Origin of the sequence: Helicobacter pylori NQ4053, from assembly GCF_000274605.1 — a bacterium.
In the GTDB taxonomy this organism is placed as follows: domain Bacteria; phylum Campylobacterota; class Campylobacteria; order Campylobacterales; family Helicobacteraceae; genus Helicobacter; species Helicobacter pylori_CV.
Window position 1 is genome coordinate 68,660 of the sequence record NZ_AKNV01000003.1, and the last position, 15,258, is coordinate 83,917.

At 37.8% G+C, this 15,258-nt stretch carries 15 protein-coding genes; 14 read left to right on the plus strand and 1 reads right to left on the minus strand.

Annotation, left to right across the window (positions count from 1 at the left end; genetic code table 11):
• The first annotated feature begins 14 nt into the window (after positions 1-14).
• The 8 genes from AYS37_RS02235 (at position 15) to AYS37_RS02270 (ending at position 7,968) form a co-directional block, all read left to right on the plus strand.
• The gene (locus tag AYS37_RS02235; protein ID WP_001874523.1) at positions 15-1,007 is read left to right on the plus strand and encodes a hypothetical protein; all 993 of its coding nucleotides are present in this window, start codon (positions 15-17) and stop codon (positions 1,005-1,007) included.
• Entirely contained in the window at positions 994-1,749 is a 756-nt protein-coding gene (locus AYS37_RS02240) for a R.Pab1 family restriction endonuclease (RefSeq protein ID WP_000052578.1), read from the plus strand. The genes AYS37_RS02235 and AYS37_RS02240 overlap by 14 nt, the downstream gene beginning before the upstream one ends.
• A 213-nt stretch (positions 1,750-1,962) precedes the next feature.
• Positions 1,963-3,183: a peptidoglycan DD-metalloendopeptidase Csd3 gene (csd3, locus tag AYS37_RS02245; RefSeq protein WP_000231114.1), complete on the plus strand. Its 1,221-nt coding sequence runs from the start codon at positions 1,963-1,965 to the stop codon at positions 3,181-3,183.
• Complete coding sequence (locus AYS37_RS02250; RefSeq protein ID WP_000119963.1) at positions 3,183-3,821, plus strand: hypothetical protein; 639 nt, start codon at positions 3,183-3,185, stop codon at positions 3,819-3,821. The genes csd3 and AYS37_RS02250 overlap by 1 nt, the downstream gene beginning before the upstream one ends.
• A gap of 10 nt (positions 3,822-3,831) precedes the next feature.
• A complete protein-coding gene (pgbA, locus tag AYS37_RS02255; RefSeq protein WP_000945144.1) occupies positions 3,832-5,181 on the plus strand; it encodes a plasminogen-binding protein PgbA in 1,350 nt (449 codons plus the stop codon).
• 1 nt (position 5,182) lies between these two features.
• The gene (gene glcD, locus AYS37_RS02260) at positions 5,183-6,562 is read left to right on the plus strand and encodes a glycolate oxidase subunit GlcD (protein WP_000886839.1); all 1,380 of its coding nucleotides are present in this window, start codon (positions 5,183-5,185) and stop codon (positions 6,560-6,562) included.
• A 22-nt stretch (positions 6,563-6,584) separates the two neighbouring features.
• Positions 6,585-7,349, plus strand: a complete 765-nt coding sequence (gene dapB / locus AYS37_RS02265) for a 4-hydroxy-tetrahydrodipicolinate reductase (protein ID WP_000690543.1) — start codon at positions 6,585-6,587, stop codon at positions 7,347-7,349.
• A gap of 430 nt (positions 7,350-7,779) precedes the next feature.
• Positions 7,780-7,968 (plus strand): hypothetical protein, encoded by a 189-nt coding sequence (locus tag AYS37_RS02270; RefSeq protein ID WP_000849529.1) that lies wholly within the window; start codon positions 7,780-7,782, stop codon positions 7,966-7,968.
• A 725-nt stretch (positions 7,969-8,693) separates the two neighbouring features.
• Here the strand turns inward: AYS37_RS02270 and glnA are convergent.
• The gene (glnA, locus tag AYS37_RS02275; RefSeq protein ID WP_000637147.1) at positions 8,694-10,139 is read right to left on the minus strand and encodes a type I glutamate--ammonia ligase; all 1,446 of its coding nucleotides are present in this window, start codon (positions 10,137-10,139) and stop codon (positions 8,694-8,696) included.
• Between the two features lie 235 nt (positions 10,140-10,374).
• Between glnA and AYS37_RS02280 the strand changes: the two genes are divergently transcribed.
• The 6 genes from AYS37_RS02280 (at position 10,375) to csd6 (ending at position 15,254) form a co-directional block, all read left to right on the plus strand.
• The gene (locus tag AYS37_RS02280) at positions 10,375-10,584 is read left to right on the plus strand and encodes a hypothetical protein (RefSeq protein WP_000739617.1); all 210 of its coding nucleotides are present in this window, start codon (positions 10,375-10,377) and stop codon (positions 10,582-10,584) included.
• 449 nt (positions 10,585-11,033) lie between these two features.
• The gene (rplI, locus tag AYS37_RS02285) at positions 11,034-11,483 is read left to right on the plus strand and encodes a 50S ribosomal protein L9 (RefSeq protein WP_000866289.1); all 450 of its coding nucleotides are present in this window, start codon (positions 11,034-11,036) and stop codon (positions 11,481-11,483) included.
• Between the two features lie 3 nt (positions 11,484-11,486).
• Positions 11,487-12,029: an ATP-dependent protease subunit HslV gene (gene hslV, locus AYS37_RS02290; RefSeq protein WP_000461025.1), complete on the plus strand. Its 543-nt coding sequence runs from the start codon at positions 11,487-11,489 to the stop codon at positions 12,027-12,029.
• Positions 12,029-13,360, plus strand: a complete 1,332-nt coding sequence (gene hslU / locus AYS37_RS02295; RefSeq protein ID WP_000040738.1) for an ATP-dependent protease ATPase subunit HslU — start codon at positions 12,029-12,031, stop codon at positions 13,358-13,360. The genes hslV and hslU overlap by 1 nt, the downstream gene beginning before the upstream one ends.
• Positions 13,360-14,265, plus strand: coding sequence for a GTPase Era (gene era, locus AYS37_RS02300; RefSeq protein ID WP_001874525.1), 906 nt, complete (start codon positions 13,360-13,362; stop codon positions 14,263-14,265). The genes hslU and era overlap by 1 nt, the downstream gene beginning before the upstream one ends.
• Positions 14,262-15,254, plus strand: a complete 993-nt coding sequence (gene csd6, locus AYS37_RS02305) for a cell shape-determining L,D-carboxypeptidase Csd6 (protein ID WP_000722749.1) — start codon at positions 14,262-14,264, stop codon at positions 15,252-15,254. The genes era and csd6 overlap by 4 nt, the downstream gene beginning before the upstream one ends.
• The last annotated feature ends 4 nt before the right edge of the window (positions 15,255-15,258 follow it).

A 15,258-nucleotide genomic window follows, 5' to 3' on the forward strand; every position in this document is an offset into this window, starting at 1 on the left:
CCAAGCAAGAGAGCGTGAATTTAGGGGCTTACTACACGCCCCCTTATTTAGTGGATTGCGCTTACAAGCTTTTAAAAAAGCATGTTGGTATTGAAAACTACACGCTTTTAGACACCGCTTGTGGCAATAAAGAGTTTTTAAAACTCCACCACCCTAAAAAAATAGGAGCGGATATTGACCCTGAGTGTGGTGCTTTAATGATAAACGCTCTAGCCAATCCTAAAAGAGAAAATTATGGCATTAGCCAAGATGAACCTTTAATCATCGTGGGCAATCCCCCCTATAACGATAGAACTTCCTTTATCAAACAAGATATTAAAAATAAAGATTTCATTTTTGAGATAGACAACGATTTGAAATCCAGGGATTTAGGGATAAGTTTTTTAAAATCTTTTGCAATTTTAAAGCCGGCGTTTATTTGCGTGTTACACCCTTTATCTTATCTCATCAAAGAAGCTAATTTTAAGCAATTAAAGCTATTTAAGGATCATTACAGGCTTTTAGACGCTTTGGTTGTTTCTTCTAAATCTTTCACTAAAAATAACGAATTTCCTATTGTGATAGCTTTATATGAGCGAGGGCGAATGGACTATGCAGATATTAAGCGTTTTATTTTTCCAACTGATTGCGATACGAAGCTATGCTTAAACGATTTTGACTATATAGCCAATTATGTGGATAAATACCCTAACGCTAAAAAGGTTGGGGCATGCGTGGGCTATTTTTTCCCTATGCGAGACATCAACGCTCTTAAACGCAACAAAACTTTTTTAGACGCGCCAAGCGAAAATGCGGTGCGTATCAGTCAAGATAAATTGATTTATTACCAATATATCCATTATTTTAAGGAAATCGCCCCTAAAATCCCTTATTATTTTGGCAATTTGGATATTATTATTGACAATTTTGCTTTTTTAAAAATTAAAGACGCTTTTTTAAAAGACAAAAGAGCGCGTTTAGAATATTTTAAAAAATTGTTTCAAGGACACCCTTGTGAGTTTGATTAAGATTGATAATAATAAAAAAGTGATTGAGGTTTCTATTCCTTTAACTTCCATTTCAGGCAAAGTGCGTGTGAAAATCAGACATGCCTTTAGCGATTATGGCATTTCAACAGCGACTAGAAAAATCCCTTTTAGTTTAAAGCATTATGTAGAGTGGCAAATCGGTTATGATGTCCCCATTAAAGATAAAGAAAAATTTGAACTCACTACCCTAAAAGATGAAAAATATCATTTTTTAGGGGCTAATAATAAAAGAAAAACCCTTTATGAATTGAGCGAAATAATTTATTACGCTAAGCGATTGGGTTTAATCAGTTTAGAAAATTTAGAAAATACTTTAAAATATTTAGAAAAACAAAAACAATTCATAGAAGATAATTTCACGATCACAAGAGAAAGATTTAGATCGCATCAATTTGGGGGCATGGATTTTGAACTTTCACGCATTTCTTATCCTTTACTCATTCATTCTTTTAATGATAATCAGTTGAGCGAAATCGTTATTAGAGAGCAACAATACGGCTCTAAAACCCAAGCCATGCTATATTTTTGCTTTTCTATTCTGGAATTAAAAACCGCTACCCCCTTATTAAATAGAACGGCTGCACTCAAAGAACATGCTCTTTTAACTATCCATAAAACCAACGCTCTTGTGTTTTTAGAAATGCTTAAAATTTTTAGCCTTTTAAGCCAAGTGCACCATAACGATGTGTTAAAGATTTTAGAAAAAATACTTGAAAATTAACAATGATACGAATTGTTAAAAAGAGAATGAATATCCAACGCTACAAGATCCAGGCGGGATAAAACCATTTATGAGAAACCACCATGCATCAATAAAAACGCACTTCATAAAGCTATAAAAACAAGGCTAGGCTTTAAACTTGTATCGTTTTTCTTTAATGGCTTATGTTATACTAATAAAATACAGATTTGATTGAAGGCATTAAACGACTGCATGGTATTTTTTCATAAGAAAGTTATTTTAAATTTTACCTATTCTTTAATGGTTGCTTTTTTATTCCATTTATCCTGTGGGGTTCTTTTAAAAGCCGATGGAATGGCTAAAAAGCAAACTTTATTGGTGGGCGAAAGGCTTGTGTGGGATAAGCTCACGCTGTTAGGGTTTTTAGAAAAAAATCGTATCCCTCAAAAACTCTACTACAATTTGAGCTCTCAAGATAAAGAATTGAGCGCTGAAATCCAAAGCAATGTTACCTACTACACTTTAAGAGATGAAAACAACACGCTCATTCAAGCCCTTATCCCTATAAGCCAGGATTTGCAAATCCATATTTACAAAAAAGGGGAGGATTATTTTTTAGACTTTATCCCCATTGTTTTCACTCGTAAAGAAAGAACCCTCCTTCTTTCCTTACAAACTTCGCCCTATCAAGATATTGTCAAAGCCACCAATGACCCCCTTTTAGCCAACCAATTGATGAACGCGTATAAAAAAAGCGTGCCTTTTAAACGCCTAGTGAAAAACGATAAAATCGCTATCGTTTATACAAGGGATTATCGTGTGGGGCAAGCGTTTGGCCAGCCGACTATCAAAATAGCCATGATTAGCTCTCGTTTGCACCAATACTATCTCTTTTCCCATTCAAACGGGCGTTATTATGACTCAAAAGCGCAAGAAGTGGCAGGGTTTTTATTAGAAACCCCAGTGAAATACACCCGCATTTCTTCGCCTTTTTCGTATGGGAGGTTCCATCCTGTCTTAAAAGTCAGACGGCCTCATTACGGCGTGGATTATGCGGCTAAACATGGCAGTTTGATCCATTCTGCTTCAGATGGCCGTGTGGGTTTTATAGGGGTTAAGGCGGGGTATGGGAATGTGGTTGAAATCCATTTGAATGAATTGCGCTTGGTGTATGCTCACATGAGCGCGTTCGCTAAGGGGTTGAAAAAAGGATCGTTCGTTAAAAAAGGGCAAATCATAGGAAGAGTGGGAAGCACCGGTTTAAGCACCGGGCCGCATTTGCATTTTGGCGTGTATAAAAACTCCCGCCCGATTAATCCTTTAGGCTATATCCGCACCGCTAAAAGCAAATTACACGGCAAGCAAAGAGAGGTTTTTTTAGAAAAAGCTCAGCATTCTAAGCAAAAATTAGAAGAACTTTTGAAAACCCATTCTTTTGAAAAAAATTCATTTTATCTTTTGGAGGGTTTTTAATGTCTTATTTTAAGAATGCTTTCAATCAAAAATCTTTAATAGATGATTCTAGTGTGTATTTAGAGCCTTGTTCTAGCTCTAATTTCATAGAATTAAAACGCATGCATTATAATGAAGAGAATACTAAGAAAACATGGGATATTATTAAGTCTTTAGATAGTGTGGCGGTTTTACTCTATGAAAAAGAATCCGATTGTTTTGTGATTGTGAAACAATTCCGCCCAGCCATTTATGCGCGCCATTTTCATTTTAAGCGCGATCAAGATCAAAATATTGACGGATACACTTATGAATTGTGCGCGGGGCTTGTGGATAAAGCTAATAAGAGTTTAGAAGAAATCGCTTGCGAAGAAGCGCTAGAAGAATGCGGTTATCAGATCAGCCCTAAAAATTTAGAAACCATAGGCCAATTTTATAGCGCGACCGGGTTGAGCGGGAGTTTGCAAACGCTCTATTACGCTGAAGTGTATAAGAATTTGAAGGTTTCAAAGGGTGGGGGGATTGATGCCGAAAAGATTGAAGTGCTGTTTTTAGAGCGATCAAAAGCTTTTGATTTTATAATGGATTTTCAATACGCTAAAACCACCGGATTGTCTTTAGCCATTTTATGGCATTTAAAAAAGTTTAAAAATGTTTAAAAGGAATTTTATGTTAAGGCTTTTGATAGGACTTCTTCTAATGAGTTTTATAAGCTTGCAATCAGCCTCTTGGCAAGAACCCTTAAGAGTGAGTATAGAATTTGTGGATTTGTCTAAAAAAATCATTCGTTTTCCGGCTCATGATTTGCAAGTGGGGGAGTTTGGTTTTGTCGTTACTAAACTTTCAGATTATGAAATCGTTAATTCTGAAGTGGTCATTATCGCCGTTGAAAATGGTGTCGCAACGGCTAAATTCAGAGCGTTTGAGTCTATGAAACAAAGCCATTTACCCACTCCAAGAATGGTCGCTAGAAAGGGGGATTTAGTCTATTTTAGGCAATTCAACAACCAAGCGTTTTTAATCGCTCCTAATGATGAACTCTATGAGCAAATCAGAGCGACTAACACCGATATTAATTTTATTAGTTCTGATTTGTTGGTTACTTTTTTGAATGGGTTTGACCCAAAAATCGCTAATTTAAGAAAAGCGTGTAATGTTTATAGCGTGGGGGTGATTTATATTGTAACCACGAACACGCTCAATATTTTAAGCTGTGAGAGTTTTGAAATTCTAGAAAAAAGAGAGCTGGATACAAGCGGCGTTACTAAAACTTCCACGCCGTTTTTTTCTAGAGTTGAAGGGATTGATGCAGGCACGCTAGGGAAACTTTTTTCAGGCAGTCAATCTAAAAATTACTTCGCTTACTATGACGCTTTAGTCAAAAAAGAAAAACGCAAAGAAGTGAGGATTAAAAAGAGGGAAGAAAAGATTGATTCTAGAGAAATTAAACGAGAGTTCAAGCAAGAAGCCATTAAAGAGCCTAAAAAAGCCAATCAAAGCACAGAAAACGCTCCTACTTTAGAAGAGAAAAACTACCAAAAAGCAGAGCGAAAACTTGATTCTAAAGAAGAAAGGCGCTATTTAAGAGATGAAAGGAAAAAAGCCAAAGCCACCAAAAAGGCTATGGAATTGGAAGAAAGAGAAAAAGAGCATGATGAAAAAGACGAAAAAGAGACTGAAGGAAGAAGAAAAGCTTTAGAAATGGATAAAGGCAATGAAAAAGTCAATACCAAAGAAAATGAGCAAGAAATCAAGCAAGAAGCCATTAAAGAGCCAGATAATGGAAATAACGCCACCCAACAAGGCGAAAACAAAAACGCTCCTAAAGAGAACAACGCTCAAAAAGAAGAGAAAAAACCAAATTCTAAAGAAGAAAAACGCCGTTTGAAAGAAGAAAAGAAAAAAGCCAAAGCCGAACAAAGAGCGAGAGAATTTGAACAAAGAGCGAAAGAGCATCAAGAAAGAGATGAAAAAGAGCTTGAAGAGCGAAGAAAGGCGCTAGAAGCGGGTAAAAAATAACATGTTAGACCAACAACACATTAAATATTTTAAAAACCTAGTAGGGGGAGAGGATTTTTTCACCGATTTAGCGCATTTGAACGCTTATTGCTATGACGCTACCAAAGAAAGGCATTTGCCTAGCGGTGTGATTTTCCCTAAAAACGAGCAAGAAATCAGCCAGATTTTAAAATACTGCAACGAGCACCGCATCATCGTTGTGCCTAGGGGGGCTGGGAGCGGTTTTACAGGGGGGGCGTTGAGCGTGAGCGGGGGGCTAGTTTTAAGCGTAGAAAAACATTTGGATAAGATTTTAGAGATTGACACTAAAAATTTAATCGCTAGAGTAGAACCGGGCGTGATTAACAAGCATTTCCAAAACGAAGTGGAAAAATTGGATTTATTCTACCCCCCAGATCCAGCGAGTGAAAATCAAAGCACTTTAGGGGGGAATGTCGCTGAAAATGCCGGTGGCATGCGTGCGGCTAAATACGGCATCACTAAAGATTATGTCATGGCTTTAAGGGTGGTTTTAGCGAATGGTGAAATCATAAGGGCAGGCAAAAAAACGATCAAAGATGTCGCCGGCTTTAATGTTGCAGGGCTGATGATCGCTAGTGAGGGGTGTTTGGGCGTGATTTCTGAAATCACTTTAAAGCTTTTAGCCAAACCGCCCCTAAAACAAAGCGCGATGGGGGTTTTTAACCATATTGAAGACGCCATGAACGCCGTTTATAAGACAATGAGCAGTGGCGTTACGCCTGTAGCGATGGAATTTTTGGATAACTTGAGTATCCAAGCGGTTGAAGAGAGATTTTCTAAAGGCTTACCCAAAGACGCTGGAGCGATACTCATCACTCAAGTGGATGGCGTGGTTAAAGAGCAGATTGCATGGCAACTCAATGAGATAGAAAAGCATTTCAAAGCCAATGGGTGCGTGGATTTTAAGATCGCTCAAAACGAACAAGAAGAGCAGGATTTATGGTTTTCAAGGCGTAACGCTTCCCAAAGCATTAGCGTTTATGGTAAAAAGAAATTGAATGAAGACGTGACCGTTCCTAGGGCGAGTTTGCCGAGTTTGTTGCAAGAAGTCGCCAAAATAAGCCAAAAATACGGCTTTAAAATCCCTTGCTTTGGGCATACGGGCGATGGCAATGTGCATGTGAATATCATGCTAGAAGATCCTAAAAAAGATTTAGAAAAAGGCCATAAGGCTATGGAAGAGATTTTTCAGGCCGCTATTAGTTTGGAGGGGACTTTAAGCGGGGAGCATGGCATAGGCTTGTCTAAAGCCAAATTCATGCCTTTAGCGTTTAATCATAGTGAAATGGAGCTTTTTAGGAACATTAAAAAAGCTCTCGATCCTAACAATATTTTAAACCCTTTTAAAATGGGGTTGTAAGATTCAAAAGCAAGGAAAGTGCATGAAAATCGGTGTTTATGGAGCGAGCGGTCGTATAGGGAAATTACTTTTAGAAGAATTAAAGGGGGGGTATAAGGGATTAGAGTTATCTAGCGTGTTTGTCAGGCAAAAATGCGAAACGGATTTCAGCTCTTTTTCACACGCCCCTTTAGTAACCAATGATTTAAAAGTGTTTGTGAAAGCTTGCGAATGCGTGGTTGATTTTTCTTTACCTAAAGGCGTGGATCATTTGCTAGAGACTCTTTTAAAATGCCCTAAAATTTTAGTTTCTGGCACGACCGGTTTAGAAAAAGAAACGCTAGAAAAAATGCAACAATTAGCCTTAAAAGCGCCGCTTTTGCACGCGCACAACATGTCTTTAGGGATTATGATGCTCAACCAATTAGCCTTTTTAGCTTCTTTGAAATTAAAAGATGCGGATATTGAAATCGTAGAAACGCACCACAATCTCAAAAAAGACGCCCCGAGCGGCACGGCGTTGAGTTTGTATGAAACTTGCGCTAAGGCTAGGGGGTATGATGAAAAAAGCGCCCTTACCACTCACAGAGAAGGTTTGCGCTCTAAAGAAAGCATTGGTATAGCCGCTTTAAGGGGGGGCGATGTCGCCGGGAAGCACACGATAGGGTTTTATTTGGAAGGCGAATACATAGAGCTTAGCCATACGGCGACTAACCGCTCTATTTTTGCTAAAGGGGCTTTAGAAGTGGCTCTATGGCTTAAGGATAAAGCCGCTAAAAAATATGAAATCAACGAGATGTTTGGTTGAATGTTTTAATTCTTTTTGTATAAATAATTCACGCTTTTACGATGAAATATTTCCCCTTTTTAGCCTTACTAAAAGGTTTTTACTATACTATAAGGGATATTGCTAACGATTAAGCTGTATTGGAAGAGTTTATTTTGCAAGAATTAATCTTGCCTTGTGTGATTAGTAACACAAGGCAAGTGTGGTAAACCCTACTACAATTTCAATTCAAGGAGCCTAACTAAAATAAAAGGAGAAATTTTAGTTAGGGCTTTATTATAGCAAAAATTATCAAGGATTACAAAGGGTAGCGTTTCTGGTTGGGATTTAGGGCGTTATTTTGATTGTTTTGAGTTTCATTTACTTTTTGTTTCATAATAAATCTTAACTATCATAGACGCATGATTAAAGTATGTAAGTTATTAAAAATTTTAAAACAAAAGGATATAAAATGAAAACCATTAGAAATAGCGTGTTCATTGGAGCGTCTTTACTCGGCGGTTGCACTAGCGTTGAGACTTATTTTGACGCTTTGCGTGTTGCTTGCGTTAAAGACGCTGTTATAGAGAAAGAAGCACGCCACACACCCAAAGACTTTGGTAGCCCTTATTTTAGCAATCAAACTGATATTGGGTTTTAGGGTTTTTTCTTCTTAAAAAATGTTTTGGCTTTTTTGTTAAATGTTGATTGAGCCAAGCATTTCAAAAATTTCAAAACACAAAAAACACAGGATTAAAACAAATTTTTTGCTTTTTCAAGAATAGTGAAGCGCTCAAACGCTAAAGACACAGGCTTTTTTAGGCTGATATTGGGGGAGAGTTTGGCTTTCACTTTGTGTCCCTATAATTAGGGATTTTACAGAGCTTGAGCGTCCCAAGTGCGTTCGATTTCTCACGCATCACATCTTTAAAGGCGTAACTCCCGACACTTCTTGCTGTAGATACGAATGCATGGGGATATTATAAATGAGTAGCATTCATTCCAAACGCTAAAAATGTTGGGGGATTTCTGCTAAGTTGTTTTAAAACTTTATTTTATAGTTTTAGGTTTTATTTTATTGTAAAATTCTTAAGGAGATAGGGGGTATTTTGAAATCATTCTCCCCCTTTTAACCCCCCCAAAACTAAACCCCCCTAACCCCAAAAGACCGTATCACAAGAAATCATCGCTCGCTTTTCGCAAGCTCTTTTAACATTTATCTTAAAAAATGCTTTTAAGCTATTTTTTAAATTTTATGATCAATACCCTATTAAAATAAAACCAAAAAGCAAAGAAAATCAATTTTTCCAACCACTTTTTTTAAGAACAAGGCATTTTTGCCCTATTCTAAATTGTTAAAATGGGATTATTAACCCACTCATTGTTTTAGCATGAATAAGTGGTGATAAATTCAAAAGGATGGGGCTTGCTCTCCCATGGGAACACTTCAGCGTTGAATTTAAGAGACTGATAGGCTTGAATAAATTCTTCGCTAAAGACCTGCCCCTCTTTTAAATACTGCTTATCGGCTAGCATTTCTTCTAACGATCTCCTTAAAGTGTGGGGCATTTGTTTGATACCCTTTTCTCTGATTTCGTCCAAAGTTAGCTTGAAAAGGTTAATGTCCATCGCTTCGCCGGGATCCATTTTATTTTTAATGCCATCAATGCCCGCCATTAAAATAGCCCCAAAAGCCAAGTAGGGGTTTGATGAGCTGTCCGGGAATCTGAATTCAAACCTCGCGCTGTTTTTAGAAATCCCATAAGGGATACGCACGCTCGCACTCCTGTTATTAGCCGAATAGGTTAAAATAGATGGGGCTTCATATCCCGGAATCAAGCGTTTGTAAGAATTAGTGGAAGCGTTAGTGAAAGCGGCTAACCCTCTAGCGTGGCGCAACACGCCCCCTAAAAAATGCAACGCAAACTCACTCAAGCCCTTGTAAGCTTCGCCGCTAAAAAGGTTTTCGTTGTTTTTCCAAACGCTCACATGGGTGTGCATCCCGCTCCCGTTATCCCCATATAGGGGTTTTGGCATGAAAGTGGCGGTTTTCCCATTTAAATGAGCGACCATTTTAACCACATATTTGAGTTTTTGGACATTATCAGCGGCTTCCACTAAATCCCCAAATTTTACGCCCACCTCGCCTTGCGCTTGCGCGACTTCATGATGGACGACAAAAGTTTCTAACCCCACTTGGTTTAAGACTTTCACAATTTCAGTGCGAATATCCATCATCGTATCCGTTGGCGGTACAGGCAAATAGCCTCCTTGCTTGCCCGGTCTATGCCCAAAATTCACGCCATTTTCAAAGCTTCTATCCCTATTCCATTCGCCCTCTTCGCTATCCACTTCATAGTATTGGGAATTGGAAGCGTCTTTAATCTTAATGGAATCAAAGATAAAAAATTCATTCTCCGCGCCAAAATAAGCCACATCGCCCAAACCTGAATCTTTTAAATGCTGTAAGGCTTTTTTAGCGATACTTCTAGGGCATTTCTCATAAGGCTGGTTTTTATACACATCATACACATCGCAAAACACGACCACGCTCACATCCGCGCTAAAAGGGTCAATGAAATAACGCACCAAATCGGGGGTTAAAATCATATCGGAGTGTTCAATGCCTTGCCAGCCTTTAAAACAACTCGCATCAAAAGGAATCCCCTCTTTAAGCATGCCATGCGTTAAAGCCCCAAAAGAATAAGCGATGTGATTCCAAGTGCCTTTAATATCGCTGAATCTAAAATCCACAAATTCCACTTCATTTTCTTTGCAAAATTCAAAAAATTCTTTGATCTTGCTTTCACTATTTTGAGTTCTTACTATCATTAACCACCTTTAATTGTTATGAATTGAGTTTGATTGATAGGGGTGATTATAGCATTTATGGGGTAAAAAAGTAAAATTGACGTTCTAAATTTTTAGAGACTAAAAACCACCTTTTTTAAAATTTTGGCATTCTGTTTTCTTTTTTTGTGGTAATATTCGTTTGCTAGCTATTAGGTATAGTTAGCCATATCCTAGAAATAGGGGTATGATTTTAAATTTCATATAAGGAAATATTATGAAAAAAAATAAAGATAACTTTACTGTTTCAGATGGCGTTTACTATGATAGATACGGCAACCCTTTAAAAGGTGGTGCTATACAAGTTTGTAGAGCCAAACATTTGAATGGTGGTCTTAAGCAGACTTTAGATCAAAATGAAGAACTTAAGAAAGCACTCTTTTATTCACTTTCTCTTCTTTCTACTATGGGTATTAGATTTCAATAAAAAAGTATCATAGTTAAACTCTTGCATCCACATGGGTGCGAGTTGGTCAAGGCAATTAGCTTTTGTAGTTAAGAAAATGCCTTTAAAGGTTTTTAAATCAATGTTTTGTTGAATATGGAGTTTTTATTTTGACTCCGCTCCAATCAAGCGTTGATAATAAAATTTAAATTAAACAATGGAGAACTTGACTTTAATTTTAATTTTAATTTTAGCCAAGCGATAACTTCTTAAAGCGTTCGTAGGGTTTTAGGGGATTTTGAGAGGGGGATTATTTCAAAATACCCAACTACCCCCTTAAAGTTTTATAAAAACATCATTAAAAAGCTTAAAAACAAACTTCTTTCAAAAAAATTAAAAAAATTTTAGCGATCAACATTTGATGAGAATAGAGCCTTTTTTATTATAAAAAGAGTATAATTACAAATTACTTACAACTTAAAGGGGATATAATGAAAGTTCTATTATTAGAAGATGTGAAAAATTTAGGCAAAGCAGGTGAAGTGTGTGAGGTTAAAGATGGTTATGGGAATAACTTTTTAATCGCTAACCAAAAAGCCAAACTCGCCACTAACGAAGTGATCAATAAATACAAAGCCGAAGTTAAAAAGAAAGCGGAAAAAGAAGCCCTAGAAAAGGCGCAAAAATTGCAAATGGTAGAAACCTTACAAACCATCACGCTGACTATCCACAAAAAAGTTGGCGCGAACGGCTCTTTATTTGGAGCGATCACTAAGGAAGAAATCACGGAGCGTTTGAAAGAACAGCATGCGAGTTTAAATTTAGATAAAAAAGACATTGAACTCAAACACCCGATTAAAAGCACAGGGATTTATGAGATTGAAGTCAAGCTTGGATCGGGGATTGCGGGCGTGTTTAAAATTGATGTGGTGGCTGAGTAGAAAATGTTTGAAGCGACGACGATCCTAGGCTATAGAGGGGAATTGAATCATAAAAAGTTCGCGCTCATTGGAGGCGATGGGCAGGTAACTTTGGGTAATTGCGTGGTCAAAGCCAATGCGACAAAAATCAGAAGCTTGTATCACAACCAGGTTTTAAGCGGATTTGCCGGAAGCACCGCGGACGCTTTTAGTTTGTTTGATATGTTTGAACGCATTTTAGAGAGTAAAAAGGGGGATTTGTTTAAAAGCGTAGTAGATTTCAGCAAAGAATGGCGCAAGGATAAGTATTTACGCCGATTGGAAGCGATGATGATCGTTTTAAATTTGGATCACATTTTTATTTTGAGCGGCATGGGCGATGTTTTAGAGGCTGAAGACAATAAGATCGCTGCTATTGGGAGTGGGGGGAATTTTGCTTTGAGCGCAGCTAGGGCTTTGGATCATTTCGCTCATTTAGAGCCAAGAAAACTCGTAGAAGAGTCCTTAAAAATCGCAGGGGATCTTTGCATTTACACCAACACGAATATTAAAATTTTGGAGCTTTAATGTCTAAATTGAATATGACCCCAAGAGAAATTGTCGCTTATTTGGATGAATACATCATTGAGCAAAAGGAGGCTAAAAAGTTTATCGCTATCGCTTTAAGGAATCGTTACAGGCGTTTGCAACTGGAAAAATCCTTACAAGAAGAAATCACGCCTAAAAACATTTTAATGATTGGCTCTACTGGCGTGGGTAAAACGGAAATAGCAAGAAGAATGGCAAAAATCATGAAACTCCCCTTTGTGAAAGTGGAAGCGAGCAAATACACAGAAGTGGGTTTTGTGGGGCGCGATGTGGAGTCTATGGTAAGGGATTTAGTCAATAACAGCGTGCTTTTAGTGGAAAATGAGCATAAAGAAAAATTAAAAGACAAGATTGAAGAGGCGGTTGTAGAAAAAATCGCTAAAAAACTCCTACCCCCCTTGCCTAGTGGCGTGAGTGAAGAGAAAAAACAAGAATACGCTAACAGCCTTTTAAAAATGCAACAAAGGATCGCACAAGGCGAGTTGGATAGTAGAGAAATTGAAATTGAAGTGCGTAAAAAAAGCATAGAGATTGATTCCAATGTGCCGCCTGAAATTTTAAGGGTTCAAGAAAATTTGATTAAGGTTTTCCATAAAGAACAGGATAAAGTCAAAAAAACTTTAAGCGTTAAAGAGGCTAAAGAAGCCCTAAAAGCAGAAATCAGCGACACGCTTTTAGATGGCGAAGCCATTAAAATGGAGGGTTTGAAGCGTGCGGAAAGTTCAGGGGTGATTTTTATTGATGAAATTGATAAGATCGCTGTCAGCTCTAAAGAAGGAAGCCGTCAAGATCCCAGTAAAGAGGGGGTTCAAAGGGATTTGTTGCCGATTGTAGAGGGGAGTGTGGTGAATACGAAGTATGGTTCTATTAAAACAGAGCATATTCTATTCATTGCGGCAGGGGCTTTTCATCTTTCTAAACCGAGCGATCTCATCCCTGAATTACAGGGGCGTTTCCCTTTAAGGGTGGAGTTAGAAAATTTAACCGAAGAAATCATGTATATGATTTTAACCCAAACTAAAACCTCTATCATCAAGCAATACCAAGCCCTTTTAAAAGTGGAGGGCGTAGAAATTGCGTTTGAAGACGATGCGATCAAAGAGTTAGCCAAACTTTCTTATAACGCCAATCAAAAAAGCGAAGATATAGGCGCTAGAAGGTTGCACACCACCATTGAAAAAGTGCTAGAAGACATTAGTTTTGAAGCGGAGGATTATTCGGGGCAAAATATTACTATCACTAAAGAATTGGTTCAATCAAAGCTAGAGGATTTAGTGGCTGATGAAAATTTGGTGAAGTATATTTTATGATGAAAACTAAGGCGGGCTTTGTAGCTCTTATAGGCAAACCAAACGCTGGAAAAAGCACTCTTTTAAACACTTTATTAAACGCTCATTTAGCCCTTGTTTCGCATAAGGCTAATGCGACCAGAAAATTGATGAAATGCATCGTGCCTTTTAAAGACAAAGAAGGGTATGAGAGCCAGATCATTTTTTTAGACACACCAGGGCTCCATCATCAAGAAAAATTACTCAACCAGTGCATGCTCTCACAGGCTTTAAAAGCGATGAGCGATGCTGAATTGTGCGTTTTTTTGGCTTCTGTGCATGATGATTTGAAAGGGTATGAAGAGTTTTTGAGTTTGTGCCAAAAACCCCATATCTTGGCTTTGAGTAAGATTGACACAGCCACGCATAAGCAGGTTTTACAAAAATTACAAGAGTATCAAAAATACGCTTCGCAATTTTTAGATCTAGTGCCTTTGAGCGCGAAAAAATCTCAAAATTTAAACGCGCTTTTAGAATGCATCAGCAAGCATTTAAACCCTAGCGCATGGCTTTTTGAAAAGGATTTAATGAGCGATGAAAAAATGCGCGATATTTATAAGGAAATCATTAGGGAGAGTTTGTTTGATTTTTTGAGCGATGAAATCCCTTATGAAAGCGATGTGATGATTGATAAATTTATCGAAGAAGAACGCATAGACAAGGTTTATGTGCACATTATCGTAGAAAAAGAAAGCCAAAAAAAAATCGTGATAGGCAAAAACGGGGTAAATATCAAACGCATCGGGACTAACGCGCGATTAAAAATGCAAGAAGTGGGCGAAAAAAAGGTTTTTTTAAACTTGCAAGTGATCGCTCAAAAATCATGGAGTAAGGAAGAAAAGAGCTTGCAAAAACTGGGTTATATCCATCAAAGGAAAAGGGATTGAAAAAAATATTACCGGCTCTGTTAATGGGGTTTGTGGGATTGAATGCTAGTGATCGTTTGTTAGAAATCATGCGCCTTTATCAAAAACAAGGCTTGGAAGTGGTGGGTCAAAAGCTGGATTCTTATTTAGCGGATAAATCTTTTTGGGCAGAAGAGCTTCAAAACAAGGACACGGATTTTGGCTATTATCAAAACAAGCAGTTTTTATTTGTAGCGGATAAATCCAAGCCCAGTTTGGAGTTTTATGAAATAGAAAACAACATGCTTAAAAAAATCAACAGCTCTAAAGCCCTTGTAGGCTCTAAAAAGGGCGATAAAACTTTAGAGGGCGATTTGGCCACGCCTATTGGAGTGTATCGTATCACGCAGAAATTAGAGCGTTTGGATCAATATTATGGCGTTTTGGCTTTTGTAACGAATTACCCTAATTTGTATGACACCTTGAAAAAACGCACCGGGCATGGCATTTGGGTGCATGGAATGCCTTTAAATGGCGATCGGAATGAATTGAACACTAAGGGCTGCATTGCGATTGAAAACCCCATCCTAAGCTCTTATGATAAAGTGTTAAAAGGCGAAAAAGCGTTCCTTATCACCTATGAAGACAAGTTTTCCCCCAGCACCAAAGAGGAATTGAGCATGATTTTAAGCTCCCTTTTCCAATGGAAAGAAGCTTGGGCTAGGGGCGATTTTGAACGCTACATGCGTTTTTATAACCCCAATTTCACTCGCTATGACGGCATGAAATTCAACGCTTTTAAAGAGTATAAAAAAAGGGTGTTTGCAAAAAATGAAAAAAAGAATATCGCTTTTTCTTCTATCAAGGTGATCCCTTACCCCAACTCTCAAAACAAACGCTTGTTTTATGTGGCGTTTGACCAAGATTATAAAGCCTACCAGCATAACAAGCTCTCTTATAGCTCCAATTCTCAAAAAGAACTTTATGTAGAGATTGAAAACAATCAAGTGTCTATTATAATGGAAAAATAGGGCT